This is a genomic window from Arthrobacter sp. D2-10 (assembly GCF_054161285.1).
Map to the genome: position 1 here is coordinate 1,343,799 of NZ_CP096431.1, position 14,910 is coordinate 1,358,708.

The following is a 14,910-nucleotide window of genomic DNA, read 5'->3' on the forward strand; positions in this document are numbered from 1 at the left end:
GCGCTCGGCGTGGGACCCTCGGCCAGTAGGCTTAGCCCCATGACTCAACCGACTTCCGTTGCCGTTCTTGGCGCCTCCGGCCGCATGGGTTCCGAGGCCGTCAAGGCTATCGATGCTGCTGCTGACCTCCGACTAGTCGCTGCCCTTGGCAGGACAGATTCACTCGAGGACATTGTGACAGCTGGCGCGCAGGTGATTGTGGACCTCACGGTGCCGGAGAGCACCGAACACAACGTGGCGTTCGCCGTCGAGCACGGCATTCACGCCGTCGTCGGGACCACCGGCTGGGACGAGGAACGAATCGGTCGTCTCGAGGGATTGCTGGATCGGAACCGCCACGTCGGTGTGCTGATCGCGCCCAACTTCGCCCTCGGCTCGGTGCTCGCAACGGCCTTCGCCGCCCGGGCGGCGCGGTACTTCGAATCGGTTGAGCTCATCGAACTCCACCACCCGGACAAAGTGGATGCACCGTCAGGCACGGCGGAGCGGACGGCGGCTCTCATTGCCGACGCGCGTCGCGAGGCCGGGCTCGCCGCGAGCCCGGATGCCACCCGAACGGCACGCGACGGTGCCCGCGGCTGTGACATCGACGGTGTCCGTGTTCACTCCGTGCGCTTGCGGGGTCTCGTAGCGCACCAGGAGGTCCTCTTCGGGGGCGTCGGCGAGCAGCTGACCATCCGCCACGACTCGTTCCACCGCGAGTCCTTCATGCCGGGCGTGCTGCTCGGGGTCCGCGAGGTGAGTTCGCGTCCTGGCCTCACCGTGGGCCTGGACGGTTACCTGGACCTGCAGGCGTGATGCAGACTGTGGACTTTCTGAAGAAACATCGCGTCAAAATAGGCGTGGTCTTCGTCACTGTTCTCCTTGCTTTCTGGCTCATAGTCGCACTGCAGCGAAGCGTGACCCTGCTGACCGATCCGGATCCCGTCGCCAAGGCGCTTGGTGTGGCCTACCTCCTCCTTCCGATGATCGGCGCATGGGCCCTGGTTCGGGAACTCTCGTTCGGCGCCCAGACCGAGCGGATGGCGTCCACACTCGACTCGGAGGGCGGTTTGCCGGTGGATGACCTGCCACGCACGCCTGCGGGCCGCATCGTGCGGGAGGCAGCCGATGCGCAGTTCCCCGCGTACCAGGCGGAAGCCGAAGCCAATCCGGGCGACTGGCGTTCCTGGTTCCGGCTCTCATGCGCCTACGACGCCGCCGGCGACCGCACGCGCGCACGCCGCTCAATGCGTCACGCAGCGAAGCTTTTCCGCGGGGAATCGGCCTAGCCGGCCCTTCGTGCCCTGCTCGGTGAGCGGGCCGCGTCGCTTGCGCCGGCCGCTACAAATTCCAGCGGCCCGCGCGCGCCTAGTTTCCGCACCAGCAGCCCAAGGGCAACGAAGACGGTCACCTGGGCCCAGTAGACCGGCGCAGGGTCCAGGGGAACCTCCTGCTGGTCGACGATACTCATCACCCAGATGTGCAGGGAGTAAAGGGTCAGCGTCATTGCACCGGGAGCCGACAGCGGCAGCAGCAGCCAGGGCAGCCGACGTGTCACCACGAGGCAGAGCCCGACGACGGCCGCTGCCGTACCAGCGGTGTGCATCAGATCCAGCGGCGTGCCGGAGTGGGGAGCGCTGGCTGCAAGCCACCACCAGGTGCCGGCCTGGTCGACCCCTGTCAGACTGACTGGAAGCATTGCCTTGATGTCGTAGCGCTGTGCCTGGGGAGTATCGAGCAGGACAGCCAGCCCGCCAAGCGGCCCCAGCAGCAACGCGCTGATGAACTTCGCCGTGCTTGCAACGCCCACGCCGACGAGTAGCAGGCCGAACTGGACGCCGGGTGCCCTCAGGTTAAGACGGCCTATGAGCATGCCGAGCAGGAGATAGCTCAGCCACTGAATTGCGGGGTAGTAGCCGGTCACAAGGATATCCGCGAGCAGTGTTGCAGGCTGCCCGAAGTGCTCGAGCGCGGGATTACCGTCCAGATCCGAAGGGTCGATGTTGGCGTCGGCCCAGGGCCGCAGCAAGAATGCCGCGGCGGGGGAGAGCAGCGTCCAGCCGACGGCCCACCACGCCAGCTGCCCCCGCGGCATCCCCACGAACGGCAAAGCCATCAGGAACAGGATTCCGTAGTGGAAGAGGATCACAGCGATGTTGGTTTCGAGGCCGCCAAGCATCAGGCCCACCATTGCAATAACGACGGCGCGCGCAGCGATCCCCCTGCGGTCGCGGGAGATGACGCCGCGATTGTGCAGGGCGTTGCCACCGGTCAGCAGTGCCAGACCGATACCCGCCACGAGTGCGAACAGGGCAGATGACCGTCCGGAGAAGGTGGCACCTATCCATGAAGCCTCGGAGCTGCCCTCCAGGTAAAGGGGGAAAACGTGGGTGGACATCATGCCGAAAAGGGCTATGCCCCTGGCCGCATCGATACCGCTCAGCCTGCCCGGGCTCTGTGTGATGGCCATGATGGAATGTTCTCACGCCCGCTGCAGCGGGTAAGTTTGACCTATGGCTGCCACCGATAATCACCCGCTCCCATTCGGTTCCCTCGTCACCGCCATGGTGACTCCGTTTACCCCCGACGGCGCTGTGGACTTCGAAGCAACGGCTGCGCTGGCGGTCCGTTTGGTCGAGGACGGGTGTGACGGCCTGGTGATTTCCGGAACGACCGGTGAAACGTCCACCCTGGAGGACCAGGAGAAGGAAGACCTTTTTCGCGTTGTCGTGGAAGCGGTGGGCGGCCGGGCCAAGGTCATCGCCGGTACCGGCACCAACCACACGTCCCACTCGGTCGAGATGGCTCAGCGCGCCCAGCGCGCGGGTGCAGACGGACAGCTCGTCGTCACTCCCTACTACAACAAGCCGACACAGTCCGGCGTCCTGGCACACTTCGACGCGGTGGCCGCCGCCTCTGACCTGCCGATCATGATCTATGACATCCCGGGCCGGGCAGGTATCCCCATCAGCACTGAAACCATGATCCGGTTGGCTGACAACCCCAAGGTCCTTGCGTTGAAAGACGCCAAGGCGGACTATGCGGCGGTGACACGGGTGCTCGCCAACACAGCGCTGGACGTCTACGCAGGCGATGACGGCCTGACGCTGCCGTGGATGGCGGCCGGCGCCGTCGGCGTCGTAAGCGTCAGTGCCCACGTAGCCACCGCGCAGTTCCGCGCGCTAGTCGATGCCGCGACGGCGGGTGACTTCGCCACCGCGAGAAAGGTTCATTTCGATCTGGACCCGGTGGTCCGCGCGGTCATGACCCATATTCCGGGTGCTGTTTCCGCCAAGCAGATCCTGCGGATGCAGGGAGTGCTCCCGAACTCCCTGGTGAGGTTGCCCCTGGTCGAGCCCACCGCCGTCGAAATGGAACCGGTACTGACTGACCTTGCCGAAGCGGGCTGGGACTTTTCCGCGGGCGCAACCCGCTAACCTCCGAAAGGCCGACGGATGACAGAACTCGCAGGGACCACACTCGTCCCGCCTCCGCCACTCGCCGAGGGAACCATGAGGGTCGTTCCGCTCGGCGGACTCGGAGAAATCGGCCGGAACATGGCCGTCTTCGAAATTGGCGGCAAGCTGTTGATTGTGGACTGCGGGGTTCTGTTCCCCGAGGAGACCCAGCCCGGCGTCGACCTGATCCTGCCGGACTTCTCCTATATCGAGGATCGGCTGGATGACGTGGTGGGCCTCGTGCTCACCCATGGTCACGAGGATCACATCGGCGCAGTGCCCTACCTGCTCCGCCTCAAGGCCGACATACCGCTGATCGGATCGCAGCTGACGCTGGCACTGATCGAAGCGAAGCTCCAGGAGCACCGGATCCGTCCCTTCACCCTGACCGTTGCTGAGGGTCAGATCGAACAGTTCGGGCCGTTTGAGTGTGAGTTTGTTGCGGTCAACCACTCCATCCCCGATGCGCTCGCTGTGTTCATCCGCACGAAGGCCGGAACCGTTCTGCACACCGGTGACTTCAAGATGGACCAGTTGCCGCTTGACGGGCGTATCACGGATCTGCGTGCCTTCTCGCGCCTCGGCGAAGAGGGGGTTGACCTGTTCATGGTTGACTCCACCAACGCTGACGTACCGGGATTCACGACAGCCGAACGTGAAATTGGACCAGAGCTTGACCGACTGTTCGGCCAGGTGAAGAAGCGCGTGATCGTTGCCTCGTTCTCTTCCCACATCCACCGCGTGCAGCAGGTACTCGATGCAGCCCAGGCGCACGGCAGGTTCGTGTGCTTTGCCGGCCGCTCGATGGTGCGCAACATGTCCATCGCCGCGAAACTGGGCTACCTCCGAGTGCCTGATGGAATCCTGGTCGATGTGAAGAACGTGGACGACCTCCCCGATGACCGGGTGGTGCTGATGTCCACGGGCTCACAAGGCGAGCCGATGGCAGCACTGTCCCGCATGGCCAACGGTGATCACCCCATCACCGTGGGCAAGGGAGACACCGTTATCCTGGCCTCCTCCCTCATCCCCGGAAATGAGAACGCCGTCTTCCGCGTCATCAACGGACTCCTCAAGCTCGGAGCCGACGTGATCCACAAGGGCAACGCGCGCGTTCACGTCTCGGGGCATGCGGCTGCGGGAGAGCTGTTGTACTGCTACAACATCCTCAAACCGAAGAACGTCATGCCCGTGCACGGCGAAACCCGCCATCTGATCGCGAATGGGAACCTTGCGATCCAGACCGGCATCCCGAGCGAGAACGTCCTCCAGACAGATGACGGTTCCGTTGTTGACCTGAAGGACGGCGTCGCACGTATCGTGGGCGCGGTGGAGTGCGGATATGTCTACGTGGACGGCTCAAGCATCGGCGAGATCACCGACGCCGACCTGAAGGACCGCCGCATCCTCGGCGAGGAGGGGTTCATCTCGATCATCACCGTGGTCAACCGCAGTACGGGAACCATCGTCTCCGGTCCGGACATCCATGCCCGGGGCTTCGCCGAGGACGATTCGGTCTTCGACGACATCAAGCCGAAAATCAGCTCTGCCCTGGCCGAGGCCGTCATGAGCAACAAGGACCACACCACGCATCAGCTTCAGCAGGTGGTACGCCGCGTCGTCGGAACCTGGGTCAACCGCCGTTACCGACGCCGTCCCATGATCATTCCGGTCGTTCTCGAAGCCTAGCTGGCGTGCTAATCCCCGGAACCAGGGGCCCGGTCCGGTAGCGTACCGAGTATGGCGACCCGTACTTCCCCTCCTTCTTCGCGGGGTCAACAGCCGCGAGCTCCACAGTCGCGAGGTTCGCAGCCGCGCACCCGCAGCACGGCCGTTGCCGGCCGGGGGTCGACGGCGCGCGGAACCAGCAAGACGCAGCCGCTGCCTGAAGCTGAGGAAAAGCTTCCGCTGCCGCTGCGGGCAGTCCGCGGGTTCTGGATGGCACTGGCACATCTGATCGCCGGCGCGATCCGGAAGTTCGGCCATGACGTCCAGCCACAGAAAGACCTCCGCAGGGACGGTACAGGCTTCTTCCTTTTCCTCTGTGCAGTCGCCGTCGCGACGGTTGAGTGGTGGGCGCTCACGGGACCGGTTGCCGATGCCATCCACGCAATTGCCGGGGGATCGGTGGGCTGGATGGCCCTGCTCCTGCCCTTTATCCTGCTTACCGGAGCAGTTCGCCTCTTCCGCTATCCGGAGAACCCGCGCGCGAACAACCGCATCGGAATTGGGCTGACCGTCCTTACTTTCTGCGGAGCAGGTATCGCACACCTCGTGGGCGGCCAACCCGAACTTGCCGCCGGACTGGACCCGCTGTGGCGAGCCGGGGGAGTAATCGGGTACCTCATTGCCGCACCGGCAACAGCCCTCCTCTCTGTCTGGCCCGTCGCTGTTGTGCTCTCCTTCCTGATTTTCGTAAGCATCCTCATCATCACGGCCACCCCCTTCCGCCATATCCCGTCCCGGCTGCGCCACCTGTACGAGCACCTCATGGGCCAGGACCTCAATGACCGCGACAGCGACAGCGATGAACACGACCAGAGCTACCTGTCCGATCGTGAACGCGCCCCGGCCAAGCCAAAGAAGAAGTCACGCCTCTTCGGCGGTAAAAAGAACACGGCCGAGGAAGAGGAGCTGGACGGTTACGTCGGGGACGAAGCCTTTGAACGTGCCGTGCTCGACGACGACGCTGACACTCCTCCCGCGCCGCCGCCGATTCCCCCGGGTGTGCGGCGTCCCACGCAGCAGGAGATGGCTACAGAGAAGATCAAGCGGAATCAGGGGCTGGGCGCCGCCGAACCTGCCACCGAAGCCATGTCGGTGCTTCCTCCCGCCAGTGCTCCGGCTGCGCAACCCGTGCCGGTCCCATCCCATCCGGTTCAGCCGCAGGCACCTACAACGCCGATTCCGCAGCGGACCGAGCAGCTTTCTCTCGCCGGTGACGTCACGTACACGCTCCCGCCATCCGACTACCTGCCGGCCGGCACCCCGCCCAAGGAGCGCTCGGAGGCAAACGACGCGGTCGTTGCCGCGCTGACCCACACCCTTGAACAGTTCAACGTCGATGCGAAGGTCACCGGGTTCTCCCGGGGTCCGACGGTGACCCGGTACGAGATTGAACTGGCGTCGGGCACCAAGGTGGAGCGGGTCACCGCTCTGTCCAAGAACATCTCCTATGCGGTAGCGAGCTCGGACGTACGAATTCTTTCGCCGATCCCCGGCAAGTCAGCCATCGGTATTGAGATCCCCAACACCGACCGTGAAACGGTGTCTCTGGGCGACGTCCTGCGTTCTGGCAATGCGCGCAAGACAGAGCATCCGATGGTCATGGGTGTCGGCAAGGACGTCGAAGGCGGGTACGTTGTAGCCAACCTCGCCAAGATGCCGCACCTCCTGGTGGCGGGCGCAACCGGTGCGGGTAAGTCCTCCTTCGTGAACTCGATGATCACGTCCATCCTCATGCGGGCCACGCCCGATGAGGTGCGCATGATCATGGTCGACCCGAAACGGGTTGAACTTACGGCGTACGAGGGCGTTCCGCACCTCATCACCCCGATCATCACCAGCCCGAAGAAGGCTGCTGAAGCCCTCCAGTGGGTTGTCCGTGAGATGGACACGCGTTATGACGACCTCGCCAACTACGGCTACAAGCACATTGACGACTTCAACAAGGCTGTACGCAACGGGAAGGTGGTCCCGCCGCCGGACTCCAAACGAGTGGTCCGCCCGTATCCGTACCTGTTGGTGATCGTCGACGAGCTTGCCGACCTCATGATGGTTGCCCCGCGCGACGTCGAAGACTCGATCGTGCGAATCACCCAGCTTGCGAGGGCGGCAGGTATTCACCTGGTACTGGCCACCCAGCGCCCATCGGTAGACGTGGTTACCGGTCTGATCAAGGCCAACGTTCCCTCCAGGATGGCCTTCGCTACCTCCTCTGTGACCGACTCGCGGGTGGTCCTTGACCAGCCCGGTGCGGAAAAGCTGATCGGTCAGGGTGACGCCCTGTTCCTGCCCATGGGCGCGTCGAAACCTATGCGCGTGCAGGGTGCCTGGGTAACCGAGTCCGAGATCCATCGGGTGGTGGAGCACGTCAAGGAACAGTTGAAGGCGGTTTACCGCGAGGACGTCGCAGTCGAGGCGCCCAAGAAGCAGATTGATGACGACATCGGCGATGATCTCGATGTCCTGCTGCAAGCCACCGAATTGGTGGTCACGACGCAATTCGGTTCCACCTCGATGCTCCAGCGGAAGCTTCGCGTCGGTTTCGCGAAGGCAGGGCGCCTCATGGATCTGCTCGAATCGAGGGGAGTGGTTGGCCCGTCGGAGGGCTCGAAGGCTCGCGACGTCCTGGTGAAGCCGGACGATCTCGGTCCGGTCCTGGCAGCCATGCGAGGGGATGACCCGCCGTCGGCGGCTCCGGCGGAGACCGCGGCACCCGATCCCTCTTACCAGCCCGGTGGGGTGACTGATCTCGTCGCAGACGATCTCGATTCCCGCCCTCAAGCGGTCGACTACCATGACGACGACGAAGGCGACGGCTCTGAAGACGCTTGGTCCCTGACAGGCAGGTAGCCTTGGTCCGTGAGCAATTCTGACGCCGGAGCGGTACCAGTCCTGAACGTCGCCAATGTATTGACGGTCGTCCGGATTGCGCTGGTGCCGTTCTTCGTCTGGTTCCTCCTGGCGGACGCAGGCCAGGGCGGCCTCCTGCGATGGCTCGCCGTCGCAACGTTTGCGATCGCCATCTACACCGACAAGCTTGATGGGGACATCGCCCGCAGCCGAGGTCTCATCACGAACTTCGGGAAGATTGCAGATCCCATCGCGGACAAGCTGCTGATCGGTTCAGCACTGATCCTCCTGTCCGTGCTGGGTGAGCTTTGGTGGTGGGTCACTCTTGTGATTCTGGTTCGCGAGCTTGGAATCACCCTGCTGAGGTTCGCCGTGATCCGCTACGGTGTCATGCCGGCCTCCCGCGGCGGGAAGCTGAAAACTGTCGTCCAGACCCTGGCAATCTTCCTCTACCTGCTTGTCCCGGCGCTGGGAAGCTGGGCGTTCTCGCCGGCCGTCACCGTCATGTTGGCAGCACTTGTGATCACTGTGGTGACCGGCGTCGACTACATCCTTCAGGCTGTGCGCCTACGGCGCACGGCACGAAACACCTCGGCCTGACCGAACGCTGTGGCATTGAACCAGAAGGGTGCAGCGGCGCCCGCAAGAGTAGTTGCCCTGGCTGCAGAACGCGGACTGACCATTGCCACCGCCGAGTCACTGACGGCCGGAATGGTCGCTGCGGTCCTGGCTGAGGTACCAGGTGCCTCGGCGGTGCTGCGGGGTGGCGTGGTGTCGTACCATCGTGAGCTGAAGGAATCGCTCCTTGGTGTCGACGCGGGGCTTCTCGCGCGCGTGGGCGCCGTCGATCCGGCAGTCGCCCTGCAGATGGCGCTGGGCGCGCGAGCAGCGTGCGGAGCAGACATCGGCGTAGCCACCACTGGCGTTGCCGGGCCGGAACCGCACGAGGGCAAGGAAGTAGGAACGGTCGTCGTAGCTGTGACCTCCGGCGAAAGCCGCATTGTGCGGGAATTCCGATTCGAGGGAACCCGTGCCCGGATCCGGAAGGCTTCCTGTGAAGCAGCCGTGAACATGCTCACGGAGGTGCTCGAACGGGAGCCGCTGGGAACAAACGGCGTACCGCAATAGTTATCAATAGTGTCCGGCACGCAGACGCAAGACGGGCTAGGCTTAAATCAGAAGGTCGCTCAGCGGCCGGCACAAGGGAGTTAGGCGATACACATGGTAAAGCAACCCGTATCCGTAAACGGTGTCATCCGTTGGCGGGATGTGGGGTTGGCAGAAGATCCGCAACGTAAGCCGAAGGAGCGCAAGATGGTCGTTTTACGCCACGAGATCGGGGACGTCCTGCGCGACGTCCGCCAGCGCCAGGGCCGTACGCTCAGGGAAGTGTCGCACAGCGCCCGGGTTTCGCTCGGCTATCTGAGCGAGGTTGAGCGGGGTCAGAAGGAAGCGTCCTCGGAGTTGCTTTCGTCGATCTGCTCCGCGCTCGATGTGCCTCTGTCCATGATGCTTCGGGAGGTCAGTGACCGTCTGGCTGAAGCCGAGGGGGTCGCTGTTCCGGACACCGTCCCTCAGGAGTTCGCCCAGCAGTTCGGCGGCGATATGCCGGACGACTTTACCGACGGTTTCAGCCGCGGACTGGCAGTAACGAAGAACTAGATCTGCTTCCAGCAGGCTTGAAGAGGCTCGCCGCATGCGGCGGGCCTCTTCACATGTCTGTGCTACCAGTTGTCCTTGGTGTAGGTCTGGTTCAACTGGGAAATAAGGTTTCCGAGCGTTGTGAGGTCGGCCAGACTCCAGTCTTCCATCAACTGGTGGAATGCCTCCTTGCGGGCCTCCTGCGCGGCAGAGAGTTGAGTCAGGCCGTCCTCAGTGAGGCTGATTGACTGGGCGCGGCCATCGAGCGGGTCAGCGGTCTTTTGGACCAGGCCCAGCTGCTCCAGCATCGCAATCTGCCGGCTGACGGACGGCTTGCCTACCCCGATGCTGGCGGCCAGGTCTGTCAGGCGCATTGACCCCTCCCGCTGTAGTATGACCAGCAGCCCGTAGGCCGCCGGCTCCATATCCGGATGGACGCGCCGAGCTACTTTGTAGGAGTTCGACCGCGCGCGCCTCCACAGCATGCTGAGCTGTTGCTCCAACGCCTGCACGGCAGCATCGACGGAGGCATCGGGTTCCTGGCGGTCTACAGTCATGCGTTTCATTCTAGGGTTTATCAGGACAAGGAGGACGCGGCATGCGCACAAGCGACTTTTGGCGCTTGATGGATGATGAATTCGGGTCCGCCTATTCGCGGACACTGGCACAGACCCTGCACCTCTCGGGGCTAGACGACAGAACACCGGCCGAGGCCCTGGGCGCCGGCGTCGATCCGAGGGCCGTGTGGATCGCGGTCTGTGAAATGCAGGACGTCCCTGAGTACCGGCGGCTCGGTCGGGACGTGAAGCCGCGCTAGCTATAGGCGGAACACGCGCGCGAATCAATCGAATATGTGTTCGGGTTCGGACTATGCTGAGCACAGAGAATAATCACGCCGCCCGTCCTCCACAGCTCCGCAGAAAAACGGGAGATGTCCACATCGGTTGCCCTCAAAGGCACTTTGTCGGAGGGGGACGTTACGGTCAAGAGGAACAGTTAAACGGGCCTTAGGTGGCCACGAGTAAACCGAGGTGAATGATGGCCGTACCAGCCGATCGTGAAAAGGCTCTTGAGGCCGCACTGGCCCAGATTGACAAGCAATACGGCAAGGGGTCAGTCATGCGCCTTGGCGACGAGGTCCGTGCTCCCATCGAAACCATATCCACGAGCTCCATTGCTCTTGACGCTGCGCTCGGAATCGGCGGTTTGCCACGTGGTCGCGTCGTCGAAATCTATGGACCGGAATCGTCGGGTAAAACCACGGTCGCGCTGCACGCCGTGGCCAATGCCCAGCGCAACGGCGGAATCGCCGCTTTCATTGATGCCGAGCATGCCCTGGACCCTGAGTATGCCAAGAAGCTGGGCGTGGATACCGATGCGCTGTTGGTCTCTCAGCCGGACACTGGTGAGCAGGCGTTGGAGATCATGGACATGCTCGTTGGCTCAGGATCCATCGACATCGTTGTCATCGACTCCGTTGCCGCACTTGTTCCCCGCGCCGAAATCGAAGGTGAAATGGGCGACAGTCACGTCGGCCTGCAGGCCCGGTTGATGAGCCAGGCGCTTCGAAAGATCACCGGGCGCCTGAGCCAGACCAAGACCACTGCCATCTTCATCAACCAGCTTCGCGAGAAGATCGGTGTGTTCTTCGGGAGCCCGGAAACCACCACGGGCGGCAAGGCGTTGAAGTTCTACGCGTCTGTGCGTATCGACGTGAGGCGCATCGAGACCCTTAAGGAAGGCACTAATCCGGTCGGTAACCGGACGCGGGCAAAAATCGTCAAGAACAAGATGGCTCCGCCCTTCAAGCAGGCAGAGTTCGACATCCTGTACGGCTTCGGAATCTCCCGAGAGGGTGGCCTCATCGATGTCGGCGTAGAGAACGGTCTTGTCAAAAAGTCCGGTGCATGGTTCACCTATGACGGCGACCAATTGGGACAGGGCAAAGAGAACGCCCGTAAATTCCTCATCGACAACCCCGACCTTGCGGATGAACTGGAGAGGCGAATCCGCGAGAAGCTCGGAGTGGGAGGCGCAGCAGAGGCCGCTCCGGAAAAAGACAGTCCCAAACTCAAGGCAGTCGGCGGTGAAGGCGGCCGTTAGGCTTTGACGAGTGAATTTCCCCGAGCGCCGGGTGCCCGTCAGCCGGGCACCCGGCGCTCCGGTAAGAGGAACGGGCCCCAGACGCCCGTGCCGGGCACACCTGCGGACGTCACACCCGAAGCGGACCCCTATGAGGTGGCGCGCTCGATTGTTCTGAGGCAACTATCGATGGCTCCTCGGAGCCGTCATCAGCTGCACAGCAAGCTGCTCGAGCGCGGTGTTTCTGACGGGGTGGCACAGGAGATCCTCGACCGCTACGAAGAAGTCCAGCTGATCGACGATGCAGAGTTTGCCCGCACGTGGGTCAGAAGCAGGGCTCAGACCCGGTCGCTTGCAAGGTCAGCCATCAGGCGGGAGCTCGCCGACAAGGGTATTGCAGCGGAGCTCGCTGATGAGGCATTGTCCCAGCGCACCGATGAGGACGAACGCGCCGCGGCCGCGGAACTGGTACGCCGGAAAGTGAGGCCACTGGCTGACCCTGGAGACCGTGGCGCACAGGATAAGCAGGTGCGACGACTCGTGGGGATGCTTTCCCGAAAGGGCTACTCGCCGTCGATCGCGTTTTCTATCGTCAAGGATGTCCTCGCCGAGCAGTAGGGTCCGGTGCCCGCAGACCTCTGCAGAGGGCAGGGCGTGGGCCGGATTGGGACTGGGCGCAGCGGGCCGTACCCTTAACTGGTGAGTTCCACAGTTGTTTTCCCGTCCACTCAGGCCGAGCCAGAGCCAGTCCCATCAGCCCGGCGCACGTACGACGTGCGCACGTTCGGGTGCCAGATGAACGTGCATGATTCCGAACGCATCGCCGGCCTACTGGAAGACGCAGGTTACGTTCCCGCTGCCGGTGATCAGGCCGACGTCGTCGTCTTCAACACCTGCGCGGTTCGCGAGAACGCTGACAACAAGCTCTACGGCAATCTCGGCCAATTAGCTCCCGTCAAGCAGGCGCGGCCGGGGATGCAGATTGCAGTCGGCGGCTGCCTTGCTCAGAAGGACCGCGACACCATCCTCCGCAAGGCGCCCTGGGTCGACGCAGTCTTCGGAACCCACAACATCGGCGCGTTACCCGCTCTGCTGGAGCGTGCCCGGCACAATGACGAGGCGCAGCTCGAAATCCTCGAGTCGCTTGATGTTTTCCCTTCCACTCTGCCCACCAAGCGCGATTCCGTGTACTCGGGTTGGGTATCGATCTCAGTCGGCTGCAACAACACCTGCACCTTCTGCATCGTGCCCTCGCTGCGTGGGAAGGAGAAGGACCGCCGTCCCGGGGAAATTCTCGCCGAGATCGAAGCCCTCGTTGCCGACGGCGCCATTGAAGTCACCCTCCTCGGGCAAAACGTAAATTCCTATGGTGTGGAGTTTGGTGACCGGGGCGCCTTCGCCAAGCTGCTGCGCTCGTGCGGCAACATTCCCGGGCTGGAAAGGGTCCGGTTCACCAGCCCGCACCCGGCGGCCTTCACAGACGACGTGATTGATGCCATGGCAGAGACACCCAACGTCGCTCCGCAGCTTCACATGCCGCTGCAGTCCGGTTCGGACCGCATCCTCAAGGCAATGCGCCGCTCTTACCGGTCGGAGAAATTCCTCGGAATCCTCGACCGGGTCCGGATGCGCATGCCGCATGCCTCGATCTCTACGGACATCATTGTCGGCTTCCCCGGTGAGACAGAGGAGGATTTCCAGGAAACCCTCCGTGTTGTTGAGCAGGCCCGCTTCGCCACTGCTTTCACTTTCCAGTACTCGAAGCGCCCGGGAACTCCGGCCGCCGAGCTTCCGGACCAGCTTCCGAAGGCAGTGGTTCAGGAACGGTACGAGCGTCTCACCGCCCTGCAGGACCGTATATCGGGGGAGGAGAACGCGGCTCAGGTGGGTCGACGCGTGGAAGTGCTCGTCACCGCGCAACAGGGCCGCAAGGCTCACGAGACACACCGTTTGAGCGGACGTGCGCAGGATCAGCGGCTCGTCCATTTCTCCGTCCCGCCGGGTGCCGATACCCCGCGGCCGGGTGATGTGGTCACCGTGACCGTCACCGGAGCAGCCCCGTTCCACCTGGTGGCCGACCCCTCGCTGCAGGATTATCACCTGAGGCGGTCCCGAGCGGGAGACGCCTGGGACCGATCGCAGGCGGAGTCCTGCGGTGCACCGGTACCGGGCGCGGGTGGACCAGGAGGAAAGGGCGTCGCCCTCGGCATGCCGTCGCTTCCCCAACGCCCTAACTGAGGTGAGCGGAACTGGACCGGCCAGACGATTGCCGCTGATCGCCGTCGTCGGGCCCACGGGCTCGGGCAAATCCGAGCTGGGTATCGCGCTGGCCCACAGGCTGGACGGCGAGGTCATCAACGCCGACGCGATGCAGTTTTACCGAGGCATGGATATCGGCACAGCCAAACTGCCGGTCGAGGACCGCGAAGGGGTTCCGCACCACCTTTTGGACATCCTTGATGTGCGGGAAGAGGCCAGTGTCGCCCGCTATCAGGAGTACAGCCGCCAGGTCATCACGGACATACGTGCGAGGGGGAACGTGCCCATCCTCGTGGGTGGATCGGGCCTCTATGTGCGCGCAGCGCTGGATGAACTCGAGTTTCCGCCGACCGACGCCGCGGTACGCGCGCGTCTGGAGACCGAGAACGACGAGAACGGACCAGAGGCCCTGCGAGACCGGCTCGCTGTGGTGGACCCAGTATCGGCAGAGCGGCTGGGTGATGAGCGCAGGGTTATCCGGGCACTGGAGGTGCACGAAATAACAGGACGCCCCTTCAGTTCCTTCATGCCGCAACGTGTGTACCACCAACCCGCTGTGCAGATCGGACTGCAAGTGGACCGGGAGGTCCTGAAGGAACGGCTAGCGAAGCGGGTGCACCTCATGGTCGAGGCCGGCCTGGAAGACGAGGTGCGGATGCTCGACACCCAGGGCCTGCGCCAGGGGCGCACAGCTGCACGCGCTCTGGGCTACAGCCAGTTCCTGCGCGTGCTCGACGGCGAATGGTCGACGGCGGAGGCGGCAGCGGACACGATCGCGGCCACACGCCGCTTCGCCCGCCGGCAATTGACGTGGTTTCGGGCTGACCAAAGGATCCATTGGGTTGACTGGCGTCATTCGGAGCTCGTCGAGCTCGCCGAGAGAGCGGTCCGTAGCGGGGGAGCCCTATCCTAG

15 protein-coding genes are annotated in these 14,910 nt (G+C 63.5%); 13 read left to right on the forward strand and 2 right to left on the reverse strand.

The window, feature by feature from the left end; all coding sequences use genetic code 11:
- Window positions 1-39: 39 nt before the first annotated feature.
- Together dapB and M1D74_RS06260 are read left to right on the forward strand one after the other, a co-directional pair.
- A complete protein-coding gene (gene dapB / locus M1D74_RS06255) occupies window positions 40-798 on the forward strand; it encodes a 4-hydroxy-tetrahydrodipicolinate reductase (RefSeq protein ID WP_458116859.1) in 759 nt (252 codons plus the stop codon).
- The gene (locus M1D74_RS06260) at window positions 798-1,271 is read left to right on the forward strand and encodes a hypothetical protein (protein WP_458117151.1); all 474 of its coding nucleotides are present in this window, start codon (window positions 798-800) and stop codon (window positions 1,269-1,271) included. Before dapB ends, M1D74_RS06260 begins: the two co-directional genes overlap by 1 nt.
- Here the strand turns inward: M1D74_RS06260 and M1D74_RS06265 are convergent.
- Window positions 1,268-2,452 carry a heparan-alpha-glucosaminide N-acetyltransferase domain-containing protein gene (locus tag M1D74_RS06265; RefSeq protein ID WP_458116860.1) on the reverse strand — a complete coding sequence of 395 codons (1,185 nt, stop codon included), beginning with the start codon at window positions 2,450-2,452 and terminating at the stop codon, window positions 1,268-1,270. The two genes, M1D74_RS06260 and M1D74_RS06265, sit on opposite strands and share 4 nt — an antisense overlap.
- A gap of 43 nt (window positions 2,453-2,495) precedes the next feature.
- Here M1D74_RS06265 and dapA point away from each other — a divergent pair, with 43 nt between their 5' ends.
- The 6 genes from dapA to M1D74_RS06295 all read left to right on the forward strand — a co-directional run bounded on the left by dapA (window position 2,496) and on the right by M1D74_RS06295 (window position 9,677).
- Window positions 2,496-3,419, forward strand: a complete 924-nt coding sequence (gene dapA / locus M1D74_RS06270) for a 4-hydroxy-tetrahydrodipicolinate synthase (protein WP_458116861.1) — start codon at window positions 2,496-2,498, stop codon at window positions 3,417-3,419.
- A gap of 18 nt (window positions 3,420-3,437) precedes the next feature.
- Window positions 3,438-5,129 carry a ribonuclease J gene (locus M1D74_RS06275; protein ID WP_458116862.1) on the forward strand — a complete coding sequence of 564 codons (1,692 nt, stop codon included), beginning with the start codon at window positions 3,438-3,440 and terminating at the stop codon, window positions 5,127-5,129.
- A 51-nt stretch (window positions 5,130-5,180) separates the two neighbouring features.
- Window positions 5,181-8,015: a DNA translocase FtsK 4TM domain-containing protein gene (locus M1D74_RS06280; RefSeq protein WP_458116863.1), complete on the forward strand. Its 2,835-nt coding sequence runs from the start codon at window positions 5,181-5,183 to the stop codon at window positions 8,013-8,015.
- A gap of 9 nt (window positions 8,016-8,024) precedes the next feature.
- The gene (pgsA, locus tag M1D74_RS06285) at window positions 8,025-8,615 is read left to right on the forward strand and encodes a CDP-diacylglycerol--glycerol-3-phosphate 3-phosphatidyltransferase (RefSeq protein ID WP_458116864.1); all 591 of its coding nucleotides are present in this window, start codon (window positions 8,025-8,027) and stop codon (window positions 8,613-8,615) included.
- A gap of 15 nt (window positions 8,616-8,630) precedes the next feature.
- Complete coding sequence (locus M1D74_RS06290; RefSeq protein WP_309124435.1) at window positions 8,631-9,143, forward strand: CinA family protein; 513 nt, start codon at window positions 8,631-8,633, stop codon at window positions 9,141-9,143.
- Window positions 9,144-9,236: 93 nt separating this feature from the next.
- Window positions 9,237-9,677 (forward strand): helix-turn-helix domain-containing protein, encoded by a 441-nt coding sequence (locus M1D74_RS06295; protein ID WP_309072177.1) that lies wholly within the window; start codon window positions 9,237-9,239, stop codon window positions 9,675-9,677.
- A 62-nt stretch (window positions 9,678-9,739) separates the two neighbouring features.
- Here the strand turns inward: M1D74_RS06295 and M1D74_RS06300 are convergent, their stop codons facing one another.
- The gene (locus tag M1D74_RS06300; RefSeq protein ID WP_309072176.1) at window positions 9,740-10,213 is read right to left on the reverse strand and encodes a MarR family winged helix-turn-helix transcriptional regulator; all 474 of its coding nucleotides are present in this window, start codon (window positions 10,211-10,213) and stop codon (window positions 9,740-9,742) included.
- Between the two features lie 41 nt (window positions 10,214-10,254).
- Between M1D74_RS06300 and M1D74_RS06305 the strand changes: the two genes are divergently transcribed.
- The 5 genes from M1D74_RS06305 (at window position 10,255) to miaA (ending at window position 14,910) form a co-directional block, all read left to right on the forward strand.
- The gene (locus M1D74_RS06305) at window positions 10,255-10,473 is read left to right on the forward strand and encodes a DUF3046 domain-containing protein (RefSeq protein ID WP_458116865.1); all 219 of its coding nucleotides are present in this window, start codon (window positions 10,255-10,257) and stop codon (window positions 10,471-10,473) included.
- Between the two features lie 221 nt (window positions 10,474-10,694).
- Entirely contained in the window at window positions 10,695-11,759 is a 1,065-nt protein-coding gene (recA, locus tag M1D74_RS06310; protein ID WP_309072184.1) for a recombinase RecA, read from the forward strand.
- Between the two features lie 87 nt (window positions 11,760-11,846).
- On the forward strand, window positions 11,847-12,356 hold the full coding sequence (locus tag M1D74_RS06315; protein WP_458116866.1) for a regulatory protein RecX: 510 nt from the start codon (window positions 11,847-11,849) through the stop codon (window positions 12,354-12,356).
- Window positions 12,357-12,533: 177 nt separating this feature from the next.
- Window positions 12,534-13,976 carry a tRNA (N6-isopentenyl adenosine(37)-C2)-methylthiotransferase MiaB gene (gene miaB, locus M1D74_RS06320; protein WP_458117152.1) on the forward strand — a complete coding sequence of 481 codons (1,443 nt, stop codon included), beginning with the start codon at window positions 12,534-12,536 and terminating at the stop codon, window positions 13,974-13,976.
- A gap of 1 nt (window position 13,977) precedes the next feature.
- Window positions 13,978-14,910, forward strand: a complete 933-nt coding sequence (gene miaA, locus M1D74_RS06325) for a tRNA (adenosine(37)-N6)-dimethylallyltransferase MiaA (protein ID WP_458116867.1) — start codon at window positions 13,978-13,980, stop codon at window positions 14,908-14,910.

Excerpts from the sequence above, each read along its gene's own strand:
- dapB (WP_458116859.1), top strand. The coding sequence starts at position 40 with ATGACTCAACCGACTTCCGTTGCCGTTCTTGGCGCCTCCGGCCGCATG.
- M1D74_RS06260 (WP_458117151.1), top strand. The coding sequence starts at position 798 with ATGCAGACTGTGGACTTTCTGAAGAAACATCGCGTCAAAATAGGCGTG.
- M1D74_RS06265 (WP_458116860.1), bottom strand. The coding sequence starts at position 2,452 with ATGGCCATCACACAGAGCCCGGGCAGGCTGAGCGGTATCGATGCGGCC.
- dapA (WP_458116861.1), top strand. The coding sequence starts at position 2,496 with ATGGCTGCCACCGATAATCACCCGCTCCCATTCGGTTCCCTCGTCACC.
- M1D74_RS06275 (WP_458116862.1), top strand. The coding sequence starts at position 3,438 with ATGACAGAACTCGCAGGGACCACACTCGTCCCGCCTCCGCCACTCGCC.
- M1D74_RS06280 (WP_458116863.1), top strand. The coding sequence starts at position 5,181 with ATGGCGACCCGTACTTCCCCTCCTTCTTCGCGGGGTCAACAGCCGCGA.
- M1D74_RS06295 (WP_309072177.1), top strand. The coding sequence starts at position 9,237 with ATGGTAAAGCAACCCGTATCCGTAAACGGTGTCATCCGTTGGCGGGAT.
- M1D74_RS06300 (WP_309072176.1), bottom strand. The coding sequence starts at position 10,213 with ATGACTGTAGACCGCCAGGAACCCGATGCCTCCGTCGATGCTGCCGTG.
- M1D74_RS06305 (WP_458116865.1), top strand. The coding sequence starts at position 10,255 with ATGCGCACAAGCGACTTTTGGCGCTTGATGGATGATGAATTCGGGTCC.
- recA (WP_309072184.1), top strand. The coding sequence starts at position 10,695 with ATGGCCGTACCAGCCGATCGTGAAAAGGCTCTTGAGGCCGCACTGGCC.
- miaB (WP_458117152.1), top strand. The coding sequence starts at position 12,534 with ATGAACGTGCATGATTCCGAACGCATCGCCGGCCTACTGGAAGACGCA.